Raw genomic sequence first — 23472 nt, 5'->3', positions numbered from 1 at the left:
GAAGGTGATCTTCCGGGTTCCGGCCACGTTCTGTATCAGCCATTGATACGCGCGGACGACGTCCGATCCCGGTCTGAGAGAATTGACCACGTGATCTCCCGAATCGATCTGCGCGGCGACGCCCTTCCCGAGGGCCCCGCCCTGCGCGACCTGCTGCCCCGAGCCGACTTCGACGTCTCGGCCGCCCTGGAGAAGGTGCGTCCGATCTGCGAGGCCGTGCATCATCGGGGCGACGCGGCGCTGATCGACTTCGCCGAGAAGTTCGACGGTGTTCGACTGGAATCCGTCCGGGTCCCGGCCGAGGCGATCGCCGACGCGCTGGAGCGGCTCGACCCGGCGGTGCGCGCGGCGCTGGAGGAGTCCGTCCGCCGTGCCCGTCTCGTCCACCGCGAGCAGCGCCGTACGACCCACACGACCCAGGTCGTGCCCGGCGGCTCGGTGACCGAGAAGTGGGTTCCGGTCGAGCGGGTCGGGCTGTACGCGCCCGGCGGCCGCTCGGTCTACCCGTCCTCGGTCGTCATGAACGTCGTGCCCGCGCAGGAGGCCGGTGTCGGGTCCGTCGCGCTCGCCTCGCCCGCCCAGGCCGAGTTCGGCGGTCTGCCGCACCCCACCATCCTCGCCGCGTGCGCCCTGCTGGGCGTCGACGAGGTGTACGCGGCCGGCGGCGCCACCGCCGTCGCCATGTTCGCGTACGGCACCGAGTCCTGCGCGCCCGTGAACATGGTCACCGGCCCCGGCAACATCTGGGTCGCCGCCGCCAAGCGCTACTTCACCGGCAAGATCGGCATCGACGCCGAGGCCGGCCCCACCGAGATCGCGGTCCTCGCGGACTCCACCGCCGACCCGGTGCACGTCGCGTCCGACCTGATCAGCCAGGCCGAGCACGACCCGCTGGCCGCCGCGGTCCTGGTCACCGACTCCGTCGAGCTGGCGGACGCCGTCGAGAAGGAACTGGAGCCGCAGGTCGCGGCCACCAGGCACATCGAGGACCGGATCGTGCCCGCCCTCAAGGGCAGGCAGTCCGCGATCGTGCTCGTCGACGGCGTCGACGAGGGCCTGCGGGTCGTCGACGCCTACGGAGCCGAGCACCTGGAGATCCACACCGCCGACGCCGCCGCCGTGGCCGACCGCGTCAAGAACGCGGGCGCGATCTTCGTCGGCCCCTGGTCGCCGGTGTCCCTGGGCGACTACGCGGCCGGGTCCAACCACGTGCTCCCCACGGGCGGCTGCGCCTGCCACTCCTCCGGGCTGTCCGTGCAGTCCTTCCTGCGCGGCATCCACATCGTCGACTACACGCGGGACGCGCTGGCCGAGGTCGCGCACCACGTGGTGACGCTGGCGGAGGCGGAGGACCTGCCGGCGCACGGCGCGGCGATCAAGGCAAGGTTCGGGTGGAAGGTGCCGGCGACCAAGTGAACTTCGGAATCGACGATCTCCCCGTACGGGACGAGCTGCGCGGCAAGTCCCCCTACGGCGCGCCCCAGTTGGACGTCCCCGTACGGCTGAACACCAACGAGAACCCCTACCCGCTGCCCGAGCCGCTGGTCGAGCGGATCACCGAGCGGGTGCGCGAGGCGGCCCGCCACCTCAACCGCTACCCCGACCGGGACGCGGTCGAGCTGCGCACCCGGCTCGCGGAGTACCTGACGGACACCTCCGGGTACGAGGTCGGCCTCGCGAACGTCTGGGCCGCCAACGGCTCCAACGAGGTCATCCAGCAGCTGCTGCAGACGTTCGGCGGGCCCGGCCGCACGGCCATCGGCTTCGAGCCGTCGTACTCGATGCACGGGCTCATCGCGCGCGGCACGGGGACGGGCTGGATCTCGGGCCCGCGCGGCGAGGACTTCACCATCGACCTCGCGGCCGCCGAGAAGGCCATCGCCGAGCACCGCCCGGACGTCGTCTTCGTCACCACCCCCAACAACCCCACCGGCACCGCCGTCCCCGCCGGGACGGTCCTCGCGCTGTACGAGGCCGCCCAGGCCGCCAAGCCGTCGATGGTGGTCGTCGACGAGGCGTACATCGAGTTCAGCCACGGAGCGTCGCTGCTGCCGCTGCTCGAAGGCCGGCCGAATCTCGTCGTCTCGCGGACGATGTCGAAGGCCTTCGGCGCGGCTGGACTGCGCCTCGGGTACCTCGCCGCGCACCCGGCCGTGGTGGACGCCGTCCAGCTCGTCCGGCTGCCGTACCACCTGTCGGCCGTCACCCAGGCGACCGCCCTGGCCGCCCTGGAGCACACCGACACCCTGCTGAAGTACGTCGAGCAGCTGAAGTCGGAGCGCGACCGCCTGGTGAGCGAACTGCTCGCCGCCGGTTACGAGGTCACCGCGTCCGACGCCAACTTCGTGCAGTTCGGGCGGTTCGAGGACGCCCACGAGGTCTGGCGGAAGATCCTCGACCGGGGCGTTCTGGTCCGTGACAACGGCGTGCCCGGCTGGCTGCGGGTCACCGCCGGAACCCCCGAAGAGAACGACGCGTTCCTCGACGCGGTCCGTGAAGTGAAGAAGGAGCAGAGCGCATGACTCGCCAAGGCCGTGTCGGAAGAATCGAGCGCACGACGAAGGAGACCTCGGTCCTCGTCGAGATCGACCTCGACGGCACCGGCAAGGTCGACGTGTCGACCGGCGTCGGTTTCTACGACCACATGCTCGACCAACTCGGCCGGCACGGTCTGTTCGACCTGACCGTGAAGACCGACGGCGACCTGCACATCGACTCGCACCACACGATCGAGGACACCGCCCTCGCGCTGGGCGCCGCATTCAAGCAGGCCCTCGGCGACAAGGTCGGCATCTACCGCTTCGGCAACTGCACGGTCCCGTTGGACGAGTCCCTGGCCCAGGTGACCGTCGACCTCTCGGGCCGCCCCTACCTCGTGCACACCGAGCCCGAGAAGATGGCGCCCATGATCGGCGAGTACGACACCACGATGACCCGGCACATCCTGGAGTCCTTCGTCGCACAGGCGCAGATCGCACTGCACGTGCACGTGCCCTACGGGCGCAACGCGCACCACATCGTGGAGTGCCAGTTCAAGGCGCTGGCCCGGGCCCTGCGCTACGCCTCCGAGCGTGACCCGCGCGCGGCCGGCATCCTCCCCTCCACGAAGGGCGCGCTGTAAAACCATGAGCGGACTGTCCACCGTCCTGATCGTCGTCGGGCTCTTCCTGGCCGGCGGCGTCTACTCCTTCGTCAAGCAGCGGATGCCCAAGAACCTGATCGTGCTGCTGTCGATCGGCGCCGCGATGTGCCTGGTCGCGGGTGTCGTGAGGCTGGAGGTGTGGAATTGAGCGGCGCCCCGACGCGTACGAAGAAGGTCGTCGTCTTCGACTACGGCTTCGGCAACGTCCGCTCCGCCGAGCGCGCCCTCGCGCGCACCGGGGCCGACGTGGAGATCACACGTGACTTCGACACGGCGATGAACGCCGACGGGCTGCTGGTGCCCGGCGTCGGCGCCTTCGCCGCCTGCATGCGGGGCCTGAAGGAGGCCCGCGGCGACTGGATCATCGACCGGCGGCTGTCCGGCGGGCGCCCGGTCATGGGCATCTGCGTCGGCATGCAGATCCTGTTCGCGCGCGGCATCGAGCACGGCGTGGAGACCGAGGGCCTCGACGAGTGGCCCGGCGCGGTCGAGCCGCTGCAGGCCGAGATCGTGCCCCACATGGGCTGGAACACCGTGGACGCCCCGGCTGACTCCGAGCTGTTCGCCGGCCTGGACGCGGACGCGCGCTTCTACTTCGTGCACTCCTACGCCGTCCACGACTGGTCCCTGGACGTGCACAACCCGGTGATGCACGCCCCGAAGGTGACCTGGTCGACGCACGGCAAGCCGTTCGTGGCCGCCGTGGAGAACGGCGCCCTGTGGGCCACCCAGTTCCACCCCGAGAAGTCCGGCGACGCCGGAGCCCAGCTCCTCACCAACTGGATCGGAACACTGTGAGCAAGCTCGAACTCCTCCCCGCCGTCGACGTCCGCGACGGTCAGGCCGTCCGTCTCGTGCACGGCGAGTCCGGGACCGAGACCTCCTACGGCTCCCCGCTGGAGGCCGCCCTCGCCTGGCAGCGCTCGGGCGCCGAGTGGCTGCACCTGGTCGACCTGGACGCCGCGTTCGGCACCGGCGACAACCGGGCGCTGATCGCCGAGGTCACGAAGGCGATGGACATCAAGGTGGAGCTCTCCGGCGGCATCCGCGACGACGACACCCTGGCCGCCGCCCTCGCCACCGGCTGCACGCGCGTGAACCTGGGCACGGCCGCCCTGGAGACGCCCGACTGGGTCGCCAAGGTCATCGCCGAGCACGGCGACAAGATCGCGGTGGGCCTGGACGTCCGCGGCACGACCCTGCGCGGCCGCGGCTGGACCCGCGACGGCGGCGACCTCTACGAGACGCTGGAGCGCCTCAACAAGGAGGGCTGCGCGCGCTACGTCGTCACCGACATCGCCAAGGACGGCACCCTGCAGGGCCCGAACCTGGAGCTGCTGCGCAACGTGTGCGCGGCGACGGACCGGCCGGTCGTGGCCTCGGGCGGTGTGTCGTCGCTCGACGACCTGCGCGCCATCGCCGAGCTGGTGCCGCTCGGTGTCGAGGGCTCCATCGTCGGCAAGGCGCTCTACGCCAAGGCGTTCACCCTGGAAGAGGCCCTGCAGGCGGTGGCCCGGTGAGCGACGTACGACGGGTGAGCACCGGCGCGCCCTGGGAGGAGACCTTCGGCTACTCCCGCGCGGTGGAGCTGCCGAACGGTCTGGTGCTGGTCTCCGGCTGCACGTCGATAGTGGACGGCGAGATCGCCGGGGGCGGACCCTACGAGCAGACGGTCAACGCCTTCAACGTCGCGTTCGCGGCGCTGGAGCAGCTCGGTCTGGGGCGCGACGACGTCGTGCGGACGCGCATGTACCTCACCCACGCGCGGGACGTGGACGACGTCGGACGCGCTCACAAGGAGTTGTTCGACGCCGTCCGCCCCGCCGCGTCCATGCTCATCGTCTCCGGCTTCGTGGACCCCAGCCTGGTCGTCGAGGTCGAGGTGGAGGCCTTCCGAGGAGTGTCGTCAGCATGACCCTCGCCGTACGAGTCATCCCCTGTCTGGACGTCGACGCCGGCCGGGTCGTCAAGGGCGTCAACTTCCAGAACCTGCGCGACGCGGGCGACCCCGTCGAGATGGCCAAGGTCTACGACGCCGAAGGCGCCGACGAGCTGACGTTCCTGGACATCACGGCCTCCTCGGGCAACCGCGAGACCACCTACGACGTGGTGCGCCGCACCGCCGAACAGGTGTTCATCCCGCTGACCGTCGGGGGCGGCGTGCGCACCCCGGAGGACGTCGACAAGCTGCTGCGGGCCGGTGCCGACAAGGTGGGCGTGAACACCGCCGCGATCGCCCGGCCCGAGCTGATCCAGGAGATCGCCGAGCGGTTCGGCCGCCAGGTGCTGGTCCTGTCGGTCGACGCGCGGCGGACGGCGTCGGGGTCCTTCGAGGTGACGACCCACGGCGGCCGCCGGGGCACCGGCATCGACGCCGTCGAGTGGGCGCACCGCGCGGCCGAGCTCGGCGCGGGCGAGATCCTGCTCAACTCGATGGACGCGGACGGCACGAAGGACGGCTACGACCTGGAGATGCTCGCCGCCGTCCGCAAGCACGTGACGGTCCCGCTGATCGCCTCCGGCGGCGCCGGCCGGCTCGCCGACTTCCCGCCGGCCGTCGAGGCGGGCGCGGACGCGGTGCTGGCCGCGTCGGTGTTCCACTTCGGCGACCTGAGGATCGGGGAAGTGAAGGACACGCTGCGGGGGGCGGGTCACCCCGTGCGGTGACGCCCGCGCGGGCGCGGTGAGAGAGGGTGAGCCCCGGCCGCCGGCGGCCGGGGCTCACTCATGGGGAGATGCGAAAGGAAAGTTGCGCAAAATTTATTGCGCAAGTTTTCCTTCCTGCCTACGGTGAGGGCATGACAGGCAAGGAGAGGAACCGCCGGATCACGGACCTGGGCACGCTCAAGGCCCTCGCCCACCCCCTGCGGATGAAGCTGTACCGGGGGCTGACCGTCGCCGGGGTCGCCACGGCCTCCCATCTGGCCGAGCAGGTCGACGAGGCCGTCTCACTGGTCAGCTACCACCTGCGCAAGCTCGCCGAGCACGGTCTGATCGAGGAGGCCGAGCCGCAGAGCGGGGACGGCCGGGAGCGCTGGTGGCAGCCCGCCTCGGACGGCGTGAGCATCCGCGACGAGGACTTCCGCGACGCCCCCGAGAAGGCGGCCGCGCACACGGCGGCCAGCAGGTTCTTCGCCGAGCAGCGCATGGACATGTACCGGCGCTGGCTCGACGAGCGGGCCCACTGGGGACCCGAGTGGAACCGCGGCGCCGAGTCCTCCGAGGCCACCCTGCGCCTCACCGCCGACGAACTGGCGGAGCTCACCAGGGAGATGCTCGCGCTCGTGCGCAGGTACGACGAGCAGGGCCGGGCCGCCCACGCCGCCGGTGAGACCGAAGGCCGCGAGAACGTCGCGGTGCACACGTACGCGTTCCCGTTCCGCATCTGAGAGAGGACGCCCGTGACCGTCATCGCGCCCGAGACCGCCCGGCGGACCGCGCCCGGGCCTCCCGCCCACCGCGACCCCAACGTCCTGCGCTGGCTCGCCGCCTACACCTCCTCGATGGTCGGCGACAGCGTGTACTACATAGCCCTGTCGTGGGCCGCCGTCCAGGCCGGCACCCCCTCACAGGCCGGGCTGGTGATGACGGCGAGCGCCGTGCCGCGGGCCCTGCTGATGCTGGGCGGGGGAGTGATCGCCGACCGGCTCGGGCCGCGCCGGGTCGTCATCGCCGCCGACGCCGTGCGCTGCGCGGCCGTCCTCGCGGTGGCCGCGCTGCTGTACACGACCGCCCCCGGCCTGTGGGCGCTGGCCCTGCTGGCGCTGGTCTTCGGCGCCGTCGACGCGGTGTTCGTGCCGGCCGTGGGCGCGCTGCCCGCGCGCGTGACGCGCCGCGACCAACTCGCGCGCGTACAGGGCATGCGGGGGCTGGCGATCCGGTTCGCGAGCGTCGTCGGCGCCCCGCTCGGCGGCTTCGGCGTGGCGGCCGGCGGGGCGGCGGCCGCGTTCGGCCTCGCCGGGTTGCTCATCGCGGTGTCGGTGCCCCTGCTGGTCTGCGTCCGGATGCGCGACCTCGCACCGGACGACACGGATGCCACCGGCGGTAACGCCGACACGGATGCCACAGCCGGCACCGGTGCCACCGGCGGCCACGCCGACACCGGTGTCACCGCCGCGACCGACGCGCCCCGCGTGCCGGGCGTGACCGACTCGACCCGCGCGACCGCCACGGCCGGCATAACCGCCACGACCGACGCGACCCGCGTGACCGAGGCGACCGACGCGACCGCCGCGCGGGCCGTGAGTGCTCGGGCCGATCTCGTGGGCGGTCTGCGTCATATTCGCCGTCACCCTGTCCTCGCCCCGCTGATGGCGGCCATCGCGCTCGGCGACCTCGGCTTCGTCGGGCCGCTCAACGTGGGCCTGACCCTGCTCGCCGACGAACGCGGCTGGGGCGCCTCCGGCATGGGCTGGGTGCTCTCGGGGTTCGGCGTCGGCGCGGGCGCCGCCTCGCTGCTGCTGGCCCTGCGGGGGCGGCTCCCGCACGCCGGACAGGTGGCCGGATGGTCGATCCTGGCGGGCTCGGTGGCCATCGGCGCCCTGGCGTACGCGCCGACCGTCGCCGCCGCCGTCGGCACTGCCCTGCTGATCGGGCTCCTCGCCGGCCTCAGCGGCGCCATGTGCGGCGCCCTGCTGCAGACTCAGACCGACCCCGCCTACCTGGGCCGAGTCACCGCCGTCGCCAGCCTCGTCAGCCTCGGCCTCACCCCACTCAGCATGCCGCTGTCCGCCGCCGCCATCGGCGTCTGGGGCACCGGCCCGGTGTTCGTCGTCAGCGCCGGGTTCTGCGGACTCGGCGGAGTCGTGGCCCTGGGCGTCCCCGCCCTGCGCCGCGCCGAACTCCCGCGCTGACCCCACCCCTCGGACGGGCCCGGCGGCGCACCTCGGCCGACGCGGCTCAGAACCCGAGCTGCTTGCCGCCGTGCAGTCGGTCGATCGCCTCCTTCTCGCCCTCCAGGTCCACCCTGGCCTCGTTCTGCCGCCCGTACAGGAGCAGCAGGAGCTCCGACGGCTCACCGGTCGCGGTCACCACCGGGGTGCCCCGGTTGGCGACCGCCGTACGGCCGTCCGGGCGGCGCAGCACCAGACCCGTCGGCGCGCTGCGGCCCATCAGACGGGAGGTGCGCTCCAGCCGGGACCACAGGGCGTCCTGGAAGACCGGGTCGAGCTCGCGCGGCGACCAGTCGGGCTGGGCGCGGCGCACGTCCTCGGTGTGGACGTAGAACTCGATCGTGTTCGACGCCTCGTCGAGCTGCTTGAGCTGGAACGGCGAGAAGCGCGGCGGGCCCGTGCGGATCAGCTGGACGAGCTCCTCGTACGGCTTGGCGGCGAACTCCTCCATCGCCCGGTCGAGGCGGGACGCGAGCTGTTTGATCAACAGGCCCCCGGCGGCGTCCGGCCGACGCTCGCGCACCACCACGTGCGCCGCCAGGTCCCGGGTCAGCCACCCCTCGCAGAGGGTCGGCGCGTCAGGACCCGCGGTTTCCAAGAGGTCGGCGAGCAGGAGCCGTTCACGCTTGGCGAAAGTCGACATGCAGTCAGCCTACGGCGGCGCCGCCGGTCCGCCCACCCGTCGCGATCGCGCCACCGCTTCCCACTCAGTGGACATCGCGCCGTCACTGTCAGTGGCGCACGGCACAATGGCACCCATGACCAGCACGCCCCCGCCCGCCCGTCGGCCGGCCGCCGCCCCGCACCGAGGCGCCTCGCACCACGGTTCCCCCTCCGGCGGCCTGGACCCCGAGATCGCCGCCCGCCTCAAGCGCAGCGCGGACGGCCTCCTCCCCGCCATCGCCCAGCAGTACGACACCGGTGAGGTGCTCATGCTCGGCTGGATGGACGACGAGGCGCTGCACCGCACGCTCACCACGGGCCGCTGCACCTACTGGTCGCGCAGCCGCCGCGAGTACTGGGTCAAGGGCGACACCTCCGGCCACTTCCAGTGGGTCAAGTCCGTCGCCCTGGACTGCGACGCGGACACCGTGCTCGTCAAGGTCGACCAGGTCGGCGCCGCCTGCCACACGGGCGCCCGCACCTGCTTCGACGCCGACGTGCTCGTCAAGGACGCGGGGGCGGCCGATTCCGGCGTCCCGGCCTCGGATCAGTAAGGTCAGCCGCCATGGACCTCGAGACGTTCCGCAAGCTGGCCACCGACCGCCGCGTCATTCCGGTCACCCGCAAGCTGCTCGCCGACGGCGACACCCCGGTCGCGCTCTACCGCAAGCTCGCCGCCGAGCGCACCGGCACCTTCCTGCTGGAGTCCGCGGAGAACGGCCGCTCCTGGTCCCGGTACTCCTTCGTGGGGGTCCGCAGCGCCGCCACCCTCACCGCGCGCGAGGGCCGGACGCACTGGCTCGGCACCCCGCCCGTCGGCGTCCCCGTCGACGGGGACCCGCTCGCCGCGCTGCGCGCCACCATCGAGGCCCTCCACACCCCCCACCAGGAGGGCATGCCGCCGTTCACCGGCGGCATGGTCGGCTACCTCGGCTACGACATCGTGCGCCGCCTGGAGAAGATCGGCCCCGGCGAACGCGACGACCTCAAACTCCCCGAGCTGACCATGCTCCTGACCAGCGACCTCGCCGTCATGGACCACTGGGAGGGCTCCGTCCTGCTGATCGCCAACGCGATCAACCACAACGACCTCGACACGGGCGTCGACGAGGCCTACGCCGACGCGACGGCCCGCCTCGACGCCATGGAGGCGGACCTCTCCCGCGCGGTCGCCCAGCCCCCGGCCGTCCTGCCGCCCTCCGAGCTCCCCGAGTACACCGCCCGGTGGGGCGGCCCCGACTTCCGCGAGGCCGTCGAGGACATCAAGGAGCGCATCCGCGCGGGCGAGGCCTTCCAGGTCGTCCCCTCCCAGCGCTTCGAGACGGCCTGCACCGCGAGCGCGCTGGACGTCTACCGGGTGCTGCGGGCGACGAACCCCTCCCCGTACATGTACCTGTTCCGCTTCGACGGCTTCGACGTCGTGGGCTCATCCCCCGAGGCCCTGGTCAAGGTCGAGGACGGGCGGGCCATGGTCCACCCCATCGCCGGCACCCGCCACCGCGGGGCCACCCCGCAGGAGGACCAGGCCCTCGCCGACGAACTGCTCGCCGACCCCAAGGAGCGCGCCGAGCACCTCATGCTCGTCGACCTGGGCCGCAACGACCTGGGCCGGGTCTGCGAGCCGGGCTCGGTCGAGGTCGTCGACTTCATGTCCGTCGAGCGGTACTCGCACGTGATGCACATCGTCTCCACGGTCACCGGCAAGGTCGCCGCGGGCCGCACCGCCTTCGACGTCCTCACCGCCTGCTTCCCCGCCGGCACCCTCTCCGGCGCCCCCAAGCCGCGCGCCCTGCAGATCATCGACGAACTCGAGCCCTCCCGGCGCGGCCTGTACGGCGGCTGCGTCGGCTACCTGGACTTCGCCGGCGACTCGGACACCGCCATCGCCATCCGCACCGCCCTGCTGCGCGACGGCACCGCCTACGTCCAGGCCGGCGCGGGCATCGTCGCCGACTCCGACCCCGTCTCCGAGGACCAGGAGTGCCGCAACAAGGCGGCGGCCGTGCTGCGCGCGGTCCACACCGCCAACCGACTGGGTGAGCAGGCCGCTCTCGGACACGGCGCGCGGAACTAGGACGCGTCTCACGTGAACCCCGGGTGCCGGTTCGCCCGGGGTTCAGGCGATAGTGGGGTACGTGACTGCTGCTGTTCCTCCCCCCCGACCCGAATCCGCCTCCGCCCGGGCAGGCCGCCGGAGCCTCGCCCTCGCCCTGCTGTGCGGTGCGCTGGGCTCGGCCGTGGCCCTGCTGTCCACCCGGCAGCGCTGGTCGGAGGGCACGGCGACGGTCGCCGGCGGCCCCTTCCCCCTGACCGCCAGGGGCAGCGACGTCACGGGCGTGCCCGCGGCGCTCGCCATAGTGGGCCTCGCCGCGCTCGTCGCCGTCTTCGCCGTCCGGCGGGCCGGCCGCCTCGCGGTCTCCGCCCTGCTCGCGCTCTCCGGCGCCGGGATCATGGTCGCCGCCCTGCTCGGCGCCACCGACACCGCCGCACTCGACGAGCAGGCCGCGAAGGCCTCCGGCGACACGTCGGCCACCGTCGCCTCGTTCAGCCACACCGCGTGGCCCTACGCGGCGGTCGTCGGCGGCGCCCTGATCCTCCTCGCCGGCCTGCTGGCCCTGCGCTTCGGCCGCCGGTGGCCCGCCATGTCCGGCCGCTACGAACGCGACGGCGCCCCGCGTCCCCGGCGCACCGCCCGGCCCGTGGACCCCGAACGGCCCGAGGAGATGTGGAAGGCCCTGGACCGGGGCGAGGACCCGACGCGCATGGACCCGGCCTGACCAGGTCGCGGTCCCGGTTCCCGATGTGGTGAATCAGACTCGACCGGATCCCACCCCCGCGTCCGGCACGCCTGCGCGTACGGGACAATGGACGGCGAGCGTCCGGCTCGGACGGACACAGAGACAGCAATGAGGAGCAAGTCATGGCGGGCAGCAGCCACGGACACACCCCGGCCGCCTGGACCGGTGTCATCATCGCCATCATCGGTTTCACCGTCGCGGGCGCGTTCATGGTCATGGCCGAGCCGCTCGGGTTCTGGGCCGGCATGGCGATCGTGGCGCTCGCCGGCGTGGTCGGCGGTGCGATGCGCGCGGCCGGCCTGGGCCAGCCGAGGGACGCGCACCCGGTGCACCAGGTGACGGCGACCGCCACGCCGGCGACCGCCAAGCCGGCGAGCGTCGAGGGCTGAGTCCCCGCAGGACTTCGTGAGGGGCGGCCGGTGCGCGACCGGCCGCCCCTCACGCGCGCGTGAGGGGCGGCCGGGGCACAATGCGAGGCGTGAACGCAGCAGACCGGAGGGTGACGTCGAGCGCCGTGGGGCGACTGGCCGTGCCCGCCGGGGTCCTCGCGGCCGTCGCCGGGGCCTTCGCATACGTCGGGGCCGTCGACCCCAACGAACCCGGTCACTACCCGGTCTGCCCCCTTCTGCGCCTCACGGGTCTGTACTGCCCCGGCTGCGGCGGTCTGCGCAGCGCCCACGCGTTCGTGCACGGCGACTTCCAGGCCGCCCTCCAGGACAACGCGATGGCCGTCGTCGCGTATCTGGGCTTCGCGGTCGTGTGGACCGTCTGGGTGGTCCGCGTGGCGCGCGGGCGGCCCGTCGGCATCGACCTCGCACCGGTGCTGCTGTGGACGACGGGTGCGTTGCTGCTGGTCTTCACGGTTGTCCGGAACCTGCCCTTCGGTGGCTGGCTCCACCCTTGATCAACGGGTGAACGCCCAGTAAGGGGCACCTTCCGCCCGAGCCGTGCGAAGCTGGTCCGAGGGCGGGGGCGGGACCGCCGTCAACCGGATGTGAGGCCTTCGCCTTCCTCCGGATACCATCGCAGTGACCACCTTTTTCCACTGGTCGCTGGAACTGTCAACCGACTCTCAGGCATCCGGAAGGGGGCCGCTCGCGTGAGTGTGCTCGACGAGATCATCGACGGAGTCCGTGCCGACCTCGCGGAGCGGCAGGCGCGCGTCAGCCTCGACGAGCTCAAGGAGCGCGCGGCGAAGGCCCCCGCCGCCAAGGACGGCGTGGCCGCGCTCCGGGGCGACGGCGTCAAGGTGATCTGCGAGGTCAAGCGCTCCAGCCCGTCCAAGGGCGCGCTGGCCGCGATCGCCGACCCGGCGGGTCTGGCCGCGGACTACGAGGCGGGCGGCGCTGCCGTCATCTCCGTCCTCACCGAGGAGCGCCGCTTCGGCGGCTCGCTCGCCGACCTCGAAGCGGTGCGCGCACGCGTGGACATCCCCGTGCTGCGCAAGGACTTCATCGTCACGTCCTACCAGCTCTGGGAGGCCCGTGCGTACGGCGCCGACCTCGCGCTGCTGATCGTGGCCGCCCTGGAGCAGTCCGCCCTGGAGTCGCTGATCGAGCGTGCCGTCTCCATCGGGCTGACCCCGCTCGTCGAGGTGCACGACGAGGACGAGGTGGAGCGCGCGGTCGACGCGGGCGCCAAGGTGATCGGCGTCAACGCGCGCAACCTGAAGACCCTCGAGGTCGACCGGGGCACCTTCGAACGCGTCGCCCCCGAGATCCCGGCCCACATCGTCAAGATCGCCGAGTCCGGCGTCCGCGGCCCGCACGACCTCATCGCGTACGCCAACGCCGGCGCCGACGCGGTCCTGGTCGGCGAGTCCCTGGTGACGGGACGCGACCCCAAGACCGCGGTGGCCGACCTGGTGGCGGCGGGCGAGCACCCCGCACTGCGGCACGGCCGGGGCTGATCTCCCGCTAGGCTTGCCCCGATGACTCCGACGACGCCCGCGACCGCCGCGGACCGCTACGCCCGCCTCGCGCGCGGCTGCCGTCCGCGCGGTTGCCGCGCGCCCGCACGCAGGGTGCACGGCCGCCGGGTCCGGTACGTCATCGGGGACGAGCCCGGTCAAGTGAACGGCATGCGATGGCAGCGGCCGACCTGTCAGGGGCGCGGGGAACTGCGCGACCGGTCACAGTCGGCCTGAGGCCGTCCGCACAGCCCCGCCCCCACGGCGATCAGTGTCTTTTCCGCACTCACCGTGAGGTTTCCGCATGCCCAGCGAGTTCTTCATTCCCGACCCCGACGGTCAAGTCCCCAGCGCGGACGGCTACTTCGGCGCGTTCGGCGGCAAGTTCATCCCGGAGGCCCTCGTCGCCGCCGTGGACGAGGTCGCCGTCGAGTACGACAAGGCCAAGCACGACCCCGAGTTCGCCCGCGAGCTCGACGACCTGCTCGTCCACTACACCGGCCGCCCCAGCTCCCTCACCGAGGTGCCGAGGTTCGCCGAACACGCCGGCGGCGCCCGGGTGTTCCTCAAGCGCGAGGACCTCAACCACACCGGCTCCCACAAGATCAACAACGTGCTCGGCCAGGCGCTGCTCACCAAGCGCATGGGCAAGACGCGCGTCATCGCCGAGACCGGAGCGGGCCAGCACGGCGTGGCCACGGCCACCGCCTGCGCCCTGTTCGGCCTCGAGTGCACGATCTACATGGGCGAGATCGACACCCGGCGCCAAGCCCTCAACGTGGCGCGGATGCGCATGCTGGGCGCCGAGGTCGTGGCCGTGAAGTCCGGCAGCCGCACCCTGAAGGACGCCATCAACGAGGCCTTCCGGGACTGGGTCGCCAACGTCGACCACACCCACTATCTGTTCGGCACCGTCGCCGGGCCGCACCCCTTCCCGGCGATGGTCCGCGACTTCCACCGGGTCATCGGCGTCGAGGCCCGCCGCCAGATCCTGGAGCGCGCCGGCCGCCTCCCCGACGCGGCCGTCGCCTGCGTCGGCGGCGGCTCCAACGCCATCGGCCTGTTCCACGCCTTCATCCCGGACGCCGACGTGCGCCTGATCGGCTGCGAGCCGGCCGGACACGGCGTCGAGACCGGCGAGCACGCGGCGACTCTCACCGCGGGCGAGCCCGGCATCCTGCACGGCTCGCGCTCCTACGTCCTGCAGGACGACGAGGGCCAGATCACCGAGCCCTACTCCATCTCGGCGGGCCTGGACTACCCCGGCATCGGCCCCGAGCACTCGTACCTCAAGGACAGCGGCCGCGGCGAGTACCGCGCGGTTACCGACGACGCGGCCATGCAGGCGCTGCGTCTGCTGTCGCGCACCGAGGGCATCATCCCCGCCATCGAGAGCGCCCACGCGCTGGCCGGCGCCCTCGAGGTCGGCAGGGAGCTCGGCAAGGACGGGCTGATCGTCGTCAACCTGTCCGGCCGCGGTGACAAGGACATGGACACGGCCGCACGGTACTTCGGCCTGTACGACACCGACGCCGAGGTCGCCGCCGACGCGGCCGACACCGCCGAGATCGAGGGGGACGCCAAGTGAGCGGGAACATCCAACTGCTGTCGGACACCCTCGCCGCCGCCAGGGCCGAGGACCGGGCCGCGCTCATCGCCTACCTCCCCGCCGGATTCCCGACCGTGGACGGCGGCATCGAGGCGATCAAGTCCGTCCTCGACGGCGGCGCCGACGTGGTCGAGGTCGGCCTGCCGCACAGCGACCCCGTCCTCGACGGCCCGGTCATCCAGACCGCCGACGACATCGCCCTGCGCGGCGGGGTACGCATCGCGGACGTCATGCGCACGGTCCGCGAGGCGTTCGAGGCCACCGGCAAGCCGATCCTGGTCATGACGTACTGGAACCCCATCGACCGCTACGGCGTCGAGCGCTTCACCGCCGAGCTGGCCGAAGCGGGCGGCGCGGGCTGCATCCTGCCCGACCTGCCGGTGCAGGAGTCCGCGCTGTGGAGGGAGCACGCCGACAAGCACGGTCTCGCGACGGTCTTCGTCGTCGCGCCGAGCAGCAAGGACGCGCGCCTCGTCCAGATCACCGAGGCGGGCAGCGGCTTCGTCTACGCGGCCTCGCTGATGGGCGTCACCGGCACCCGTGAGTCGGTCGGCGCACAGGCCCAGGACCTGGTCGAGCGGACCCGCGCCACGGGCACCGGCCTGCCGGTCTGCGTCGGCCTAGGCGTCTCCGACGCCAGGCAGGCCGCCGAGGTGGCCGGCTTCGCCGACGGTGTGATCGTCGGCTCGGCCTTCGTCAAGCGGATGCTGGACGCGCCGGACGACGCGGCCGGGGTCGAGGCGGTCCGTGCGCTCGCGGGCGAGCTGGCGAAGGGCGTGCGCCGCCAGGTCTGACGAGAGGTTCGGTCACCCGAACGGGTGGACCTGGGACCGGGGAGGCGCAATGCGCCTCCCCGGTTCGTTCTGGGGGTGTGAGCGAGAAGAATCGTGACGGAAAGCGCAATGCCCGGGAACGGCTGGCGGCGGAGCGCGAGAAGCAGAAGGCCGCCGAGCGGCGGCGGCGCACACTGATCGTCGGCGCGAGCGTGGTCTGTGTGCTGGGTCTGGCCGCGGTGATCGGCGTCGTCGCCGCGAACTCCGGCAAGGACGACAGCAGCGACAAGGCGGGCCCGGTCGTGGCGCCCTCGGGGGCCCAGGGCGAGGACGCGCTGGCGATCCCCGTCGGCAAGGACGGCGCCAAGTCCACGCTCACGGTGTGGGAGGACTTCCGCTGCCCGGCCTGCAAGGCGTTCGAGACGGCGTACCGCCCCACGGTCCACGAGCTGACGGAAGCCGGAAAGCTCAAGGTCGAGTACCACCTGGCCACCCTCATCGACGGCAACATGGGCGGCAGCGGCTCCCGCACCGCGGCCAACGCGGCGGCCTGCGCCCAGGACGCCGGGAAGTTCCCCGCGTACCACGACGTGCTGTTCGAGAACCAGCCGGAGGAAACGAAGGACTCCTACGCCGAGGACGCCAGGCTGATCGAGCTGGCGGGCAAGGTCGACGGCCTCGACACGCCCGCGTTCCGCACCTGTGTCGAGGACGGCACGCACGAGAGCTGGGTCGTCAAGTCCAACCAGGCCTTCCAGAACGGCCACTTCGGCGGCACTCCGACCGTGTTGTTCAACGGCAAGAACATCTACCAGGACCAGTCGATGACGCCGGCCAAGCTGAAGCAGATGGTGGAGGAGGCCGACAAGGGGTGACGAGGGGTAAGGCCCTTTCACACCTGCCCGTTATGGAGCCGTAGCCGGGCTGCCCGCCGTCGGCCCGGTCCGGCACGGTAGCGTCGACCCTGCCATGGAACTTGCCTACATTCCCAGCCCGTCGCACGGGGTGCTGTACCTCGGCCCCGTTCCGCTGCGCGGCTACGCGTTCTGCATCATCATCGGCGTCTTCGTCGCGGTCTGGCTCGGCAACAGGCGCTGGGTCGCCCGGGGCGGGCGGGTCGGGACGGTGGCCGACATCGCCGTCTGGGCGGTGCCCTTCGGGCTGGTCGGCGGCCGGCTCTATCACGTGATCACGGACTACGAGCTGTATTTCAGCGAGGGCCGTGACTGGGTGGACGCCTTCAAGGTGTGGCAGGGCGGCCTCGGCATCTGGGGCGCGATCGCGCTCGGCGCGGTGGGCGCGTGGATCGGCTGTCGTCGCCGGGGCATCGCACTGCCCGCGTACGCCGACGCCATCGCTCCCGGTATCGCCCTCGCCCAGGCGATCGGCCGCTGGGGCAACTGGTTCAACCAGGAGCTGTACGGCAAGGAGACCGACCTCCCCTGGGCCCTGCACATCACGTCCTCGGCGGACGGCCGGGTGCCGGGCTACTACCACCCGACGTTCCTGTACGAGTCGCTGTGGTGCATCGGCGTCGCCCTCCTCGTCATCTGGGCCGACCGCCGCTTCAAGCTGGGCCACGGCCGGGCGTTCGCGCTCTACGTCGCCGGGTACTGCGCGGGCCGCGTGTGGATCGAGAACATGCGTGTCGACGACGCCCACCACATCCTGGGGCTGCGGCTCAACGTCTGGACCGCGCTGATCGTGTTCGTCCTGGCGGTCGTGTACATCGTGATCTCGGCGAAGAAGCGTCCCGGGCGCGAGGCGGTCGTCGAACCGGCCGCGCACACCCCCGACGGTGAGGCCGGGACGGAAGGCGAGGGCACGTCCGAGGCCGACGCCGACGCGAAGGCCGAGCCCGAGGCCGACGCGAAGGCCGATGCGAAGGACGCGACCGCGGCTGAGGCGGAGACCTCGGGCGCGAAGGACGAAGCCGAGGCCGACGCCGGGGCCGGCGCGAAGAGCGGCGTCGGAGCCGACGCGAAGTCCGGTGCCGAGGGCGACGCGGCGAAGGCCGGGGGCGACGTGAAGAAGGACGAAGCCGAGTCGGCGGGCAAGAAGGGCTGACGGCCGGCAGTACGACGACGAGGGCGCCCGGGGTCTGCCGGGCGCCCTCGTCGTGTGCGCGGCGGGCTCAGCCGCCGCGGGCCGCCAGCGACAGGGTTCGCTGGGCCGCCGCCACCACGGCCGCGTCGATGAAACGGCCGTCCGGGAGCGCCTGGGCGCCCCGGTCGGTGGCGGCCGCCTTCACGATCGTCTCGGCGTCCTCCAGCTCCTGCTGGGTGGGCAGGTAGGCCCGTTCGATGATCGGGAGCTGGCGGGGGTGGATGGCCGCGCGGCCCAGGAAGCCGAGGGTGCGGCCGCGGGCGCAGGTGACGGCGAGGCCGTCCAGGTCGCGGATGTCGGGGTGGACCGACTGGGGCGGGGGCGCCAGGCCCGCGGCCCGGGCGGCGACGACCACCCGGGAGCGGGACCAGTCGAGGCCGGCGTCCTCGCGGACCCCCAGGTCGGCGCGGAGGTCCGCCTCGCCGAGGGCGATGCCGCGCAGGGAGGGGTGGGCCGAGGCGATGGCGTAGGCGTGTTCGACGCCGAGGGCCGTTTCCAGGAGGGCGTGCAGCGGGGTGGCTCCGCCCTCGGACCGGGTCGCGCTCTCGGCCACGCGGGTGATCTGGTGCGGGGACGTCACCTTCGGCAGGCGCAGGCCGCAGACGCCGGGGAGGGCGGCCATCGCCCGCAGGTCGGCCGAGGCGAAGGGGGTGTCCAGGGCGTTCACCCGGACGTGGACCGGCACCGGCTGGGGTTCGCTGAGGCGCTCGGCGGTGGCCGCGCGGGCGTACGCCTTGCGGTCCGGGGCGACCGCGTCCTCCAGGTCGACGATGACGACGTCGGCGCCCGAGGCGAGGGCCTTGGTGACGGTCTGAGGGCGGTCCCCAGGGACGTAGAGCCAGGTCAGAGGGGGGCTCGTCACAGGGCCCCCTCCGTGCGCAGGGCGGTCAGCTCGGCCGGTGTCAGGCCGAGTTCGGTCAGGACCGCCTCCGTGTCGGCGCCGTGCGGGCGGCCGGTCCAGCGGATCGCACCGGGGGTGGCGGAGAGCCGGAAGAGGACGTTCTGCATGCGGATGCGGCCCAGCTCCGGGTCGTCGACGGCGGTGATCGTGTCGAGGGCCTGGTACTGGGGGTCGGTCATCACGTCGCGTACGTCCTGGACCGGGGCGATGGCCGCCTCCGCCTTCTCGAAGGCGGCGAGGACGTCGACACGGGTGCGGGCGGCGATCCAGGCGCCGACCGCCTCGTCGAGGACGTCGGCGTGCGCGGCCCGGTCGGCGCCGGTCGCGAACCACGGTTCGTCGATCAGGTCGGGGCGGCCGACGAGCCGCATCACCCGTTCCGCGACGGACTGGGCCGAGGTCGAGACGGCGACCCAGCCTCCGTCGGCCGTGCGGTAGGTGTTGCGCGGGGCGTTGTTGGCGGACCGGTTGCCGGTGCGGGCCTGGACGTAGCCCAGCTGGTCGTACCAGAGGGGCTGGGGGCCGAGGACGGTGAGGATGGGCTCGATGATCGCCATGTCGACGACCTGGCCCTCGCCGGTGCGGTCCCGGGCGGCGAGGGCCGTCATCACGGCGTAGGCGGTGGCCAGGCCGGCGATCGAGTCGGCCAGGCCGAAGGGCGGCAGGGTCGGGGACGCGTCCGGCTCGCCGGTGATCGCCGCGAAGCCGCTCATCGCCTCGGCGAGGGTGCCGAAGCCGGGGCGGTGGGCGTAGGGGCCGAACTGGCCGAAGGCGGTGACCCGGGCGAGGACCAGCCGGGGGTTGGCCGCCGACAGCTCCTCCCAGCCGAGGTCCCACTTCTCCAGGGTGCCGGGACGGAAGTTCTCGATGATCACGTCGGCGGTGGCGGCCAGGCGCAGCAAGGTCGCGCGGCCGCCCGGCTTGGAGAGGTTCAGGGTGATCGTGCGCTTGTTGCGGCCGAGGAGCTTCCACCACAGGCCCACGCCGTCCTTGGAGGGGCCGTGGCCTCGGGAGGGGTCGGGCTGGGCAGGGTGCTCGACCTTGACGACCTCCGCGCCGAAGTCGCCCAGCATGGTGGCGGCGAGGGGGCCGGCGAAGAGGGTGGCCAGGTCGAGGACGCGCACCCCGTGCAGAGGAGGGGTCGTCCCGGTCATGAGGCGTACTGCGTCTCGATCTCGGAGCGGTACGGCATCGAGGCGGACGCGCCGGGACGCTGGACCGACAGCGCGGCCGCGGCGGCCGCCCAGGCGAGCGCCTCCCGCACGGGGCGCTCCTCGCCGAGCGCCACCGCGAGGGCGCCGACGAAGGTGTCGCCCGCCCCGGTGGAGTCGACGGCGGTGACGCGCGGGGCGGGGACGGTGAGGGGCTCGGCGCCGCGGGCCGCGTACAGACTGCCGGCCGAGCCCAGCGTGATGACCACCTCCGGCACGCGGTCCAGCAGGGCGGACGCCGCCTCGCGCGGGTCGGTGCGGCCGGTGAGGGCGGCCGCCTCGTGCTCGTTGGGGACCAGCAGGTCGGTGGCGCCGAGGAGGTCGGGCGGGAGCGGCTGGGCGGGGGCCGGGCTGAGGATCGTCCGTACGCCGTGGGCGCGGGCCGCCCTGGCGCCCGCGACGACGGCGGCCAGGGGGATTTCGAGTTGCAGCAGGAGTGCGTCGGCGGAGGCGATGAGGCCCTCGTCGCCGGGGGCGAGGTGGTCGACGGTGCCGTTGGCGCCGGGGACCACGACGATCGCGTTGCCGCCCTCGTCGTCCACGACGATGTGCGCGGTGCCGGAGGGCGCCTCGACGGTGCGCAGGTGGTCGGTGTTGACCCCCGCGAGTTCGAGCGTGGAGCGCAGCCGGGCGCCGAAGGCGTCGTTGCCGACCGCGCCGATCATCGAGACGGTGGCGCCCGCGTGGGCCGCGGCGATCGCCTGGTTGGCGCCCTTGCCGCCGGGGATGGTGCGGAACTCCCGTCCCGTCACGGTCTCCCCGCGCTGTGGGGGCTTCTCGACGTAGGCGACGAGATCCATGTTCGTGCTGCCGAGCACGACGATGTCGGTCATGGGCGGGAAGCCTCCCGGTGGGTGAGGGACCAGGTGAGCTGGGCCAGGGTGTCGAAGCCGACGCCGTCGAAGTCGGCGACGGAGGTGGCCAGCCGGTTCTTGAGGGGGGCCGTCCAGTGGTCGGGGAGGGCGGCCGGGTCGCCGGTGAGGAGGGCGGCGATGCCGCCGGCCGTCGCGCCGTTGGAGTCGGTGTCCAGGCCGCCGGACACGGCACGGCGGACGGAGCCCGTGAAGTCCCCGTCGGCGTGGGTGAGGGCGGCGGCGATCAGAGCGGTGTTGGGGACGGCGTGGACCCAGTGGTACCCCGCGTGGTGGGCGTGGAGTTCGTCCACGACCGTGTCGAACTCGTCCGGGCCGGGGTGTGCCTCGGCGACCCGCACGGCGTGCGTCACGGCCCGGGCGAGGCGGGAGCGCGGCGGGACGACGGTCAGGCCGGTGCGCAGACAGGCGTGCACGTCGTGGGCGCCGGTCGCGGCGGTGGCGATGACGGCCGCGGTGAACATCGCCGCGTAGACGCCGTTGGCGGTGTGGGTGAGGCAGGCGTCGCGGTGGGCCTGCTCCGCGGCGGCGGCCGGGTCGCCGGGATTGCTCCAGCCGTGGACGTCGGCGCGGATCAGGGCGCCGATCCATTCGCGGAAGGGGTTGCGGTGGCGGGCGGTGTGCGGGGGCTCGATGCCGCAGAGCAGGTTGCGCAGGGCGACGCGTTCGGCGGTGAAGGCGCGGCCGGCCGGAAGTTCGTCCAGCCAGAGCCGGGCCACGTCCCCGGTGGTGAAGTCCCGGCCGTGGCGTTGGAGCAGGAGGAGGTTGAGCAGCGGGTAGTTGAGGTCGTCGTCCTCGGGCATGCCGTCGATGTTCTCGGCGAGCGAGGTGTCCGCCGAGCGGCGGTTCCAGGGGTGGGCGTCCAGGAGGGTCCGGGGGACTCCTGTCGCGGTGAAGTACCCGGTGAGGGGCCAGTTGCCGGCGGCGCGGGCGAGGGCGCGGATGGCGTCCAGGGGGAGCTTCTCGACGGGCTTGCCGAGGAGACAGCCGACGGCCCGGCCCAGCCAGGCCGCTTCCAGCGAGGCCGGGGTCGGGGCGGAGGCCGGGGTCTGGGCCAGGGGCCGGGGCGCGACGGGGGCCGGGGCGGGGGTGCCGCCCGGCGGGGCCGCGACGGGGGCCGGGGCGGGGGTGCCGCTCGGCGGGGCCGGCCACTGCGGGCACAGGGCCCTGATCCTCTCCTGCTCCGTCGGCTCGTCCTCCGCCGTCCTGCTGGGCAGGTCGGCCAGTTCGTCCAGGAGGTCCTCCGCGAGGAGGCGCAGATAGCGGGAGGCGCGTTGCGGTGAGGCGCCCGCCCGGGGCGGCGCCTCGCAGCCGCCCGCGGCCTTCCAGCGGGCGGCGACCACCCCCGCCTCGCGACCGTCCTGGGCGGCCTGGCGCAGTTCGTGACCGAGGAGGTCCTCCGGCTGGACCCAGGTCAGTCGGAGCATCGCGGGCCTCCCAGGGCGCGGAACGCCTGCTCGTGGGCGCGGCGGCGGCGCAGGTCACGGTCGAAGATCTCCCGGGCGACGTCGGTGAGAGCCGCCGCGGGCTGCCACAGGTCGAGGCGGCTGGCCTCGGCGACCTGCTTCGCCCAGTCGTCCGGGACCGGCGAGCCCAGCGCGCCGGCCATCGCTCCCGCCATCGTGGCGATGGAGTCGCAGTCGCGGCCGTAGTTCACCGAGCCGAGGACGGCCTGCCGGTAGTCGCCGCCGGCCACCACCAACATCCCCAGGGCGACGGGGAGTTCCTCGATGGCGTGCACCCGCGAGGGGCGGCGGGCGGCGAGCGAGGGCCGGCGGTAGTCGGGGCCGACCGTGTCGAACGGCGCCACCGCCTCCCGGAGCGGGGCCAGCGCGGACTCGAAGTCGCTGTGGAGGGCCGCCGTTTCGCAGACCTTCTCGATCGCCGCGCGCGTTCCGTCCTTCGCCAGGGACAGACAGGCCGAGACGACCGAGTCCGCCGTCGCCTCCGGTGCGCAGGCCGCCGCCACCGCCGCCGCGAAGACTCCTGCCGCCTCACGGCCGTACGACGACTGGTGGGCGCCCGCGACGTCCAGCGCCTCGGCGTACGCGCCCGCCGGGTCGGCGGCGTTGACCAGTCCCACCGGGGCCATGTACATCGCCGCGCCGCAGTTGACGATGTTGCCGACGCCGGCCTCGCGTGGGTCGGCGTGGCCGTAGTGGAGTTTCGTCACCAGCCATTTCTCCGCCAGGAAGATCCGGTGCAGGGGGAGCGCCTCCGCCTCCAGTTCCGGGATCCAACGGGGTGTCGTCATCAGGTCGGCGACCAGGTGGTCGGCGATCGCGTAGGCGTCCAGGTGATCGCGGACGGCGGCGTAGACCCTGATCAGCGCGTGGGTCATCAAGGTGTCGTCGGTGACGTGGCCGTCGCCCTTGTGGTAGGGCGCGATGGGGCGGGCGGTGCGCCAGTCGTCGCCGTTCCAGGGGCCGACGATGCCGTGGACCCGGCCGCCGTGCCGCTGGAGGATCTGCTCGGGGGAGTAGCCCTCGACGGGGCCGCCGAGGGCGTCGCCGACGGCGGCCCCCACCAGGGCGCCGGTGATGCGTTCTTCCAGGGTTCCGCCGTTGCTTTCTGTTGCTTTGGGCGTCATGCCCCG

27 protein-coding genes are annotated in these 23472 nt (G+C 73.0%); 21 read left to right on the top strand and 6 right to left on the bottom strand.

The annotated features are described in order from the left end of the window. Nucleotides 1-90 precede the first annotated feature (90 nt). The 10 genes from hisD (at nucleotide 91) to ACZ7DE_RS21255 (ending at nucleotide 7995) form a co-directional block, all read left to right on the top strand. Nucleotides 91-1416, top strand: a complete 1326-nt coding sequence (hisD, locus tag ACZ7DE_RS21300) for a histidinol dehydrogenase (protein ID WP_470763435.1) — start codon at nucleotides 91-93, stop codon at nucleotides 1414-1416. Continuing rightward, a complete protein-coding gene (locus tag ACZ7DE_RS21295) occupies nucleotides 1413-2522 on the top strand; it encodes a histidinol-phosphate transaminase (protein WP_470763434.1) in 1110 nt (369 codons plus the stop codon). The genes hisD and ACZ7DE_RS21295 overlap by 4 nt, the downstream gene beginning before the upstream one ends. Next, entirely contained in the window at nucleotides 2519-3121 is a 603-nt protein-coding gene (gene hisB, locus ACZ7DE_RS21290; RefSeq protein ID WP_470763432.1) for an imidazoleglycerol-phosphate dehydratase HisB, read from the top strand. Before ACZ7DE_RS21295 ends, hisB begins: the two co-directional genes overlap by 4 nt. Before the next feature lie 4 nt (nucleotides 3122-3125). Further along, the gene (locus tag ACZ7DE_RS21285) at nucleotides 3126-3290 is read left to right on the top strand and encodes a hypothetical protein (RefSeq protein WP_470763430.1); all 165 of its coding nucleotides are present in this window, start codon (nucleotides 3126-3128) and stop codon (nucleotides 3288-3290) included. Beyond that, nucleotides 3287-3940, top strand: coding sequence for an imidazole glycerol phosphate synthase subunit HisH (hisH, locus tag ACZ7DE_RS21280; protein ID WP_470763428.1), 654 nt, complete (start codon nucleotides 3287-3289; stop codon nucleotides 3938-3940). The genes ACZ7DE_RS21285 and hisH overlap by 4 nt, the downstream gene beginning before the upstream one ends. Further along, a complete protein-coding gene (priA, locus tag ACZ7DE_RS21275) occupies nucleotides 3937-4662 on the top strand; it encodes a bifunctional 1-(5-phosphoribosyl)-5-((5-phosphoribosylamino)methylideneamino)imidazole-4-carboxamide isomerase/phosphoribosylanthranilate isomerase PriA (protein ID WP_470763426.1) in 726 nt (241 codons plus the stop codon). The genes hisH and priA overlap by 4 nt, the downstream gene beginning before the upstream one ends. Continuing rightward, the gene (locus ACZ7DE_RS21270) at nucleotides 4659-5057 is read left to right on the top strand and encodes a RidA family protein (RefSeq protein WP_470763424.1); all 399 of its coding nucleotides are present in this window, start codon (nucleotides 4659-4661) and stop codon (nucleotides 5055-5057) included. Before priA ends, ACZ7DE_RS21270 begins: the two co-directional genes overlap by 4 nt. After that, nucleotides 5054-5809, top strand: coding sequence for an imidazole glycerol phosphate synthase subunit HisF (hisF, locus tag ACZ7DE_RS21265; protein ID WP_470763422.1), 756 nt, complete (start codon nucleotides 5054-5056; stop codon nucleotides 5807-5809). Before ACZ7DE_RS21270 ends, hisF begins: the two co-directional genes overlap by 4 nt. 131 nt (nucleotides 5810-5940) lie before the next feature. After that, the gene (locus ACZ7DE_RS21260; RefSeq protein ID WP_470763421.1) at nucleotides 5941-6531 is read left to right on the top strand and encodes an ArsR/SmtB family transcription factor; all 591 of its coding nucleotides are present in this window, start codon (nucleotides 5941-5943) and stop codon (nucleotides 6529-6531) included. A gap of 12 nt (nucleotides 6532-6543) precedes the next feature. After that, nucleotides 6544-7995 (top strand): MFS transporter, encoded by a 1452-nt coding sequence (locus ACZ7DE_RS21255; protein WP_470763419.1) that lies wholly within the window; start codon nucleotides 6544-6546, stop codon nucleotides 7993-7995. Between the two features lie 46 nt (nucleotides 7996-8041). Here the strand turns inward: ACZ7DE_RS21255 and ACZ7DE_RS21250 are convergent, their stop codons facing one another. Next, complete coding sequence (locus tag ACZ7DE_RS21250) at nucleotides 8042-8677, bottom strand: TIGR03085 family metal-binding protein (RefSeq protein WP_470763418.1); 636 nt, start codon at nucleotides 8675-8677, stop codon at nucleotides 8042-8044. A gap of 115 nt (nucleotides 8678-8792) precedes the next feature. On the opposite strand from ACZ7DE_RS21250, the gene hisI reads away from it, so the two are divergent. From hisI to lgt, 11 genes are all read left to right on the top strand, one after another. Continuing rightward, nucleotides 8793-9251, top strand: coding sequence for a phosphoribosyl-AMP cyclohydrolase (gene hisI / locus ACZ7DE_RS21245; RefSeq protein WP_470763417.1), 459 nt, complete (start codon nucleotides 8793-8795; stop codon nucleotides 9249-9251). A gap of 11 nt (nucleotides 9252-9262) precedes the next feature. Next, nucleotides 9263-10771, top strand: a complete 1509-nt coding sequence (locus ACZ7DE_RS21240) for an anthranilate synthase component I (protein WP_470763416.1) — start codon at nucleotides 9263-9265, stop codon at nucleotides 10769-10771. A 52-nt stretch (nucleotides 10772-10823) separates the two neighbouring features. Further along, complete coding sequence (locus ACZ7DE_RS21235; protein ID WP_470763414.1) at nucleotides 10824-11474, top strand: TIGR02234 family membrane protein; 651 nt, start codon at nucleotides 10824-10826, stop codon at nucleotides 11472-11474. A 143-nt stretch (nucleotides 11475-11617) separates the two neighbouring features. Beyond that, entirely contained in the window at nucleotides 11618-11884 is a 267-nt protein-coding gene (locus tag ACZ7DE_RS21230) for an HGxxPAAW family protein (RefSeq protein ID WP_470763412.1), read from the top strand. A gap of 80 nt (nucleotides 11885-11964) precedes the next feature. Further along, the gene (locus ACZ7DE_RS21225; protein WP_470763410.1) at nucleotides 11965-12399 is read left to right on the top strand and encodes a DUF2752 domain-containing protein; all 435 of its coding nucleotides are present in this window, start codon (nucleotides 11965-11967) and stop codon (nucleotides 12397-12399) included. A gap of 195 nt (nucleotides 12400-12594) precedes the next feature. Further along, entirely contained in the window at nucleotides 12595-13404 is an 810-nt protein-coding gene (gene trpC / locus ACZ7DE_RS21220) for an indole-3-glycerol phosphate synthase TrpC (RefSeq protein ID WP_470763408.1), read from the top strand. Nucleotides 13405-13425: 21 nt separating this feature from the next. Next, nucleotides 13426-13641, top strand: a complete 216-nt coding sequence (trpM, locus tag ACZ7DE_RS21215; protein WP_470763406.1) for a tryptophan biosynthesis modulator TrpM — start codon at nucleotides 13426-13428, stop codon at nucleotides 13639-13641. 67 nt (nucleotides 13642-13708) lie between these two features. Continuing rightward, a complete protein-coding gene (gene trpB / locus ACZ7DE_RS21210; protein WP_470763404.1) occupies nucleotides 13709-14992 on the top strand; it encodes a tryptophan synthase subunit beta in 1284 nt (427 codons plus the stop codon). Beyond that, the gene (gene trpA, locus ACZ7DE_RS21205; protein WP_470763402.1) at nucleotides 14989-15807 is read left to right on the top strand and encodes a tryptophan synthase subunit alpha; all 819 of its coding nucleotides are present in this window, start codon (nucleotides 14989-14991) and stop codon (nucleotides 15805-15807) included. The genes trpB and trpA overlap by 4 nt, the downstream gene beginning before the upstream one ends. A gap of 77 nt (nucleotides 15808-15884) precedes the next feature. Next, nucleotides 15885-16661, top strand: coding sequence for a DsbA family protein (locus ACZ7DE_RS21200; RefSeq protein WP_470763401.1), 777 nt, complete (start codon nucleotides 15885-15887; stop codon nucleotides 16659-16661). Between the two features lie 94 nt (nucleotides 16662-16755). Continuing rightward, nucleotides 16756-17853: a prolipoprotein diacylglyceryl transferase gene (gene lgt / locus ACZ7DE_RS21195; protein ID WP_470763399.1), complete on the top strand. Its 1098-nt coding sequence runs from the start codon at nucleotides 16756-16758 to the stop codon at nucleotides 17851-17853. Between the two features lie 67 nt (nucleotides 17854-17920). On the opposite strand, the gene ACZ7DE_RS21190 is transcribed toward lgt, so the two are convergent. From ACZ7DE_RS21190 to ACZ7DE_RS21170, 5 genes are read right to left on the bottom strand one after another with little or no spacing between them, the layout of a single operon-like run. Next, nucleotides 17921-18754 (bottom strand): HpcH/HpaI aldolase/citrate lyase family protein, encoded by an 834-nt coding sequence (locus ACZ7DE_RS21190; protein WP_470763397.1) that lies wholly within the window; start codon nucleotides 18752-18754, stop codon nucleotides 17921-17923. After that, nucleotides 18751-19947: a CaiB/BaiF CoA transferase family protein gene (locus tag ACZ7DE_RS21185; RefSeq protein ID WP_470763395.1), complete on the bottom strand. Its 1197-nt coding sequence runs from the start codon at nucleotides 19945-19947 to the stop codon at nucleotides 18751-18753. The genes ACZ7DE_RS21190 and ACZ7DE_RS21185 overlap by 4 nt, the downstream gene beginning before the upstream one ends. Further along, the gene (gene rbsK, locus ACZ7DE_RS21180; protein ID WP_470763393.1) at nucleotides 19944-20837 is read right to left on the bottom strand and encodes a ribokinase; all 894 of its coding nucleotides are present in this window, start codon (nucleotides 20835-20837) and stop codon (nucleotides 19944-19946) included. Before rbsK ends, ACZ7DE_RS21185 begins: the two co-directional genes overlap by 4 nt. Continuing rightward, nucleotides 20834-22303 carry an ADP-ribosylglycohydrolase family protein gene (locus ACZ7DE_RS21175; RefSeq protein ID WP_470763391.1) on the bottom strand — a complete coding sequence of 490 codons (1470 nt, stop codon included), beginning with the start codon at nucleotides 22301-22303 and terminating at the stop codon, nucleotides 20834-20836. The genes rbsK and ACZ7DE_RS21175 overlap by 4 nt, the downstream gene beginning before the upstream one ends. Beyond that, complete coding sequence (locus ACZ7DE_RS21170) at nucleotides 22291-23466, bottom strand: ADP-ribosylglycohydrolase family protein (RefSeq protein ID WP_470763389.1); 1176 nt, start codon at nucleotides 23464-23466, stop codon at nucleotides 22291-22293. Before ACZ7DE_RS21170 ends, ACZ7DE_RS21175 begins: the two co-directional genes overlap by 13 nt. Nucleotides 23467-23472: the final 6 nt, after the last annotated feature.

The organism is Streptomyces sp. NPDC037083 (assembly GCF_055606485.1).
The sequence above is the reverse complement of the archived record's forward strand: the minus strand, read 5'-3'. Positions and strand labels throughout refer to the sequence as shown.

What these genes read in the sequence shown, in the direction of transcription:
- ACZ7DE_RS21185 (WP_470763395.1), bottom strand. Translation starts at nt 19,947, where the DNA reads ATGACCGGGACGACCCCTCCTCTGCACGGGGTGCGCGTCCTCGACCTG.
- ACZ7DE_RS21225 (WP_470763410.1), top strand. Translation starts at nt 11,965, where the DNA reads ATGCGAGGCGTGAACGCAGCAGACCGGAGGGTGACGTCGAGCGCCGTG.
- ACZ7DE_RS21175 (WP_470763391.1), bottom strand. Translation starts at nt 22,303, where the DNA reads ATGCTCCGACTGACCTGGGTCCAGCCGGAGGACCTCCTCGGTCACGAA.
- trpM (WP_470763406.1), top strand. Translation starts at nt 13,426, where the DNA reads ATGACTCCGACGACGCCCGCGACCGCCGCGGACCGCTACGCCCGCCTC.
- hisI (WP_470763417.1), top strand. Translation starts at nt 8,793, where the DNA reads ATGACCAGCACGCCCCCGCCCGCCCGTCGGCCGGCCGCCGCCCCGCAC.
- rbsK (WP_470763393.1), bottom strand. Translation starts at nt 20,837, where the DNA reads ATGACCGACATCGTCGTGCTCGGCAGCACGAACATGGATCTCGTCGCC.
- trpB (WP_470763404.1), top strand. Translation starts at nt 13,709, where the DNA reads ATGCCCAGCGAGTTCTTCATTCCCGACCCCGACGGTCAAGTCCCCAGC.
- ACZ7DE_RS21285 (WP_470763430.1), top strand. Translation starts at nt 3,126, where the DNA reads ATGAGCGGACTGTCCACCGTCCTGATCGTCGTCGGGCTCTTCCTGGCC.
- ACZ7DE_RS21240 (WP_470763416.1), top strand. Translation starts at nt 9,263, where the DNA reads ATGGACCTCGAGACGTTCCGCAAGCTGGCCACCGACCGCCGCGTCATT.
- hisB (WP_470763432.1), top strand. Translation starts at nt 2,519, where the DNA reads ATGACTCGCCAAGGCCGTGTCGGAAGAATCGAGCGCACGACGAAGGAG.
- ACZ7DE_RS21230 (WP_470763412.1), top strand. Translation starts at nt 11,618, where the DNA reads ATGGCGGGCAGCAGCCACGGACACACCCCGGCCGCCTGGACCGGTGTC.
- lgt (WP_470763399.1), top strand. Translation starts at nt 16,756, where the DNA reads ATGGAACTTGCCTACATTCCCAGCCCGTCGCACGGGGTGCTGTACCTC.
- hisF (WP_470763422.1), top strand. Translation starts at nt 5,054, where the DNA reads ATGACCCTCGCCGTACGAGTCATCCCCTGTCTGGACGTCGACGCCGGC.
- ACZ7DE_RS21260 (WP_470763421.1), top strand. Translation starts at nt 5,941, where the DNA reads ATGACAGGCAAGGAGAGGAACCGCCGGATCACGGACCTGGGCACGCTC.
- ACZ7DE_RS21250 (WP_470763418.1), bottom strand. Translation starts at nt 8,677, where the DNA reads ATGTCGACTTTCGCCAAGCGTGAACGGCTCCTGCTCGCCGACCTCTTG.
- ACZ7DE_RS21170 (WP_470763389.1), bottom strand. Translation starts at nt 23,466, where the DNA reads ATGACGCCCAAAGCAACAGAAAGCAACGGCGGAACCCTGGAAGAACGC.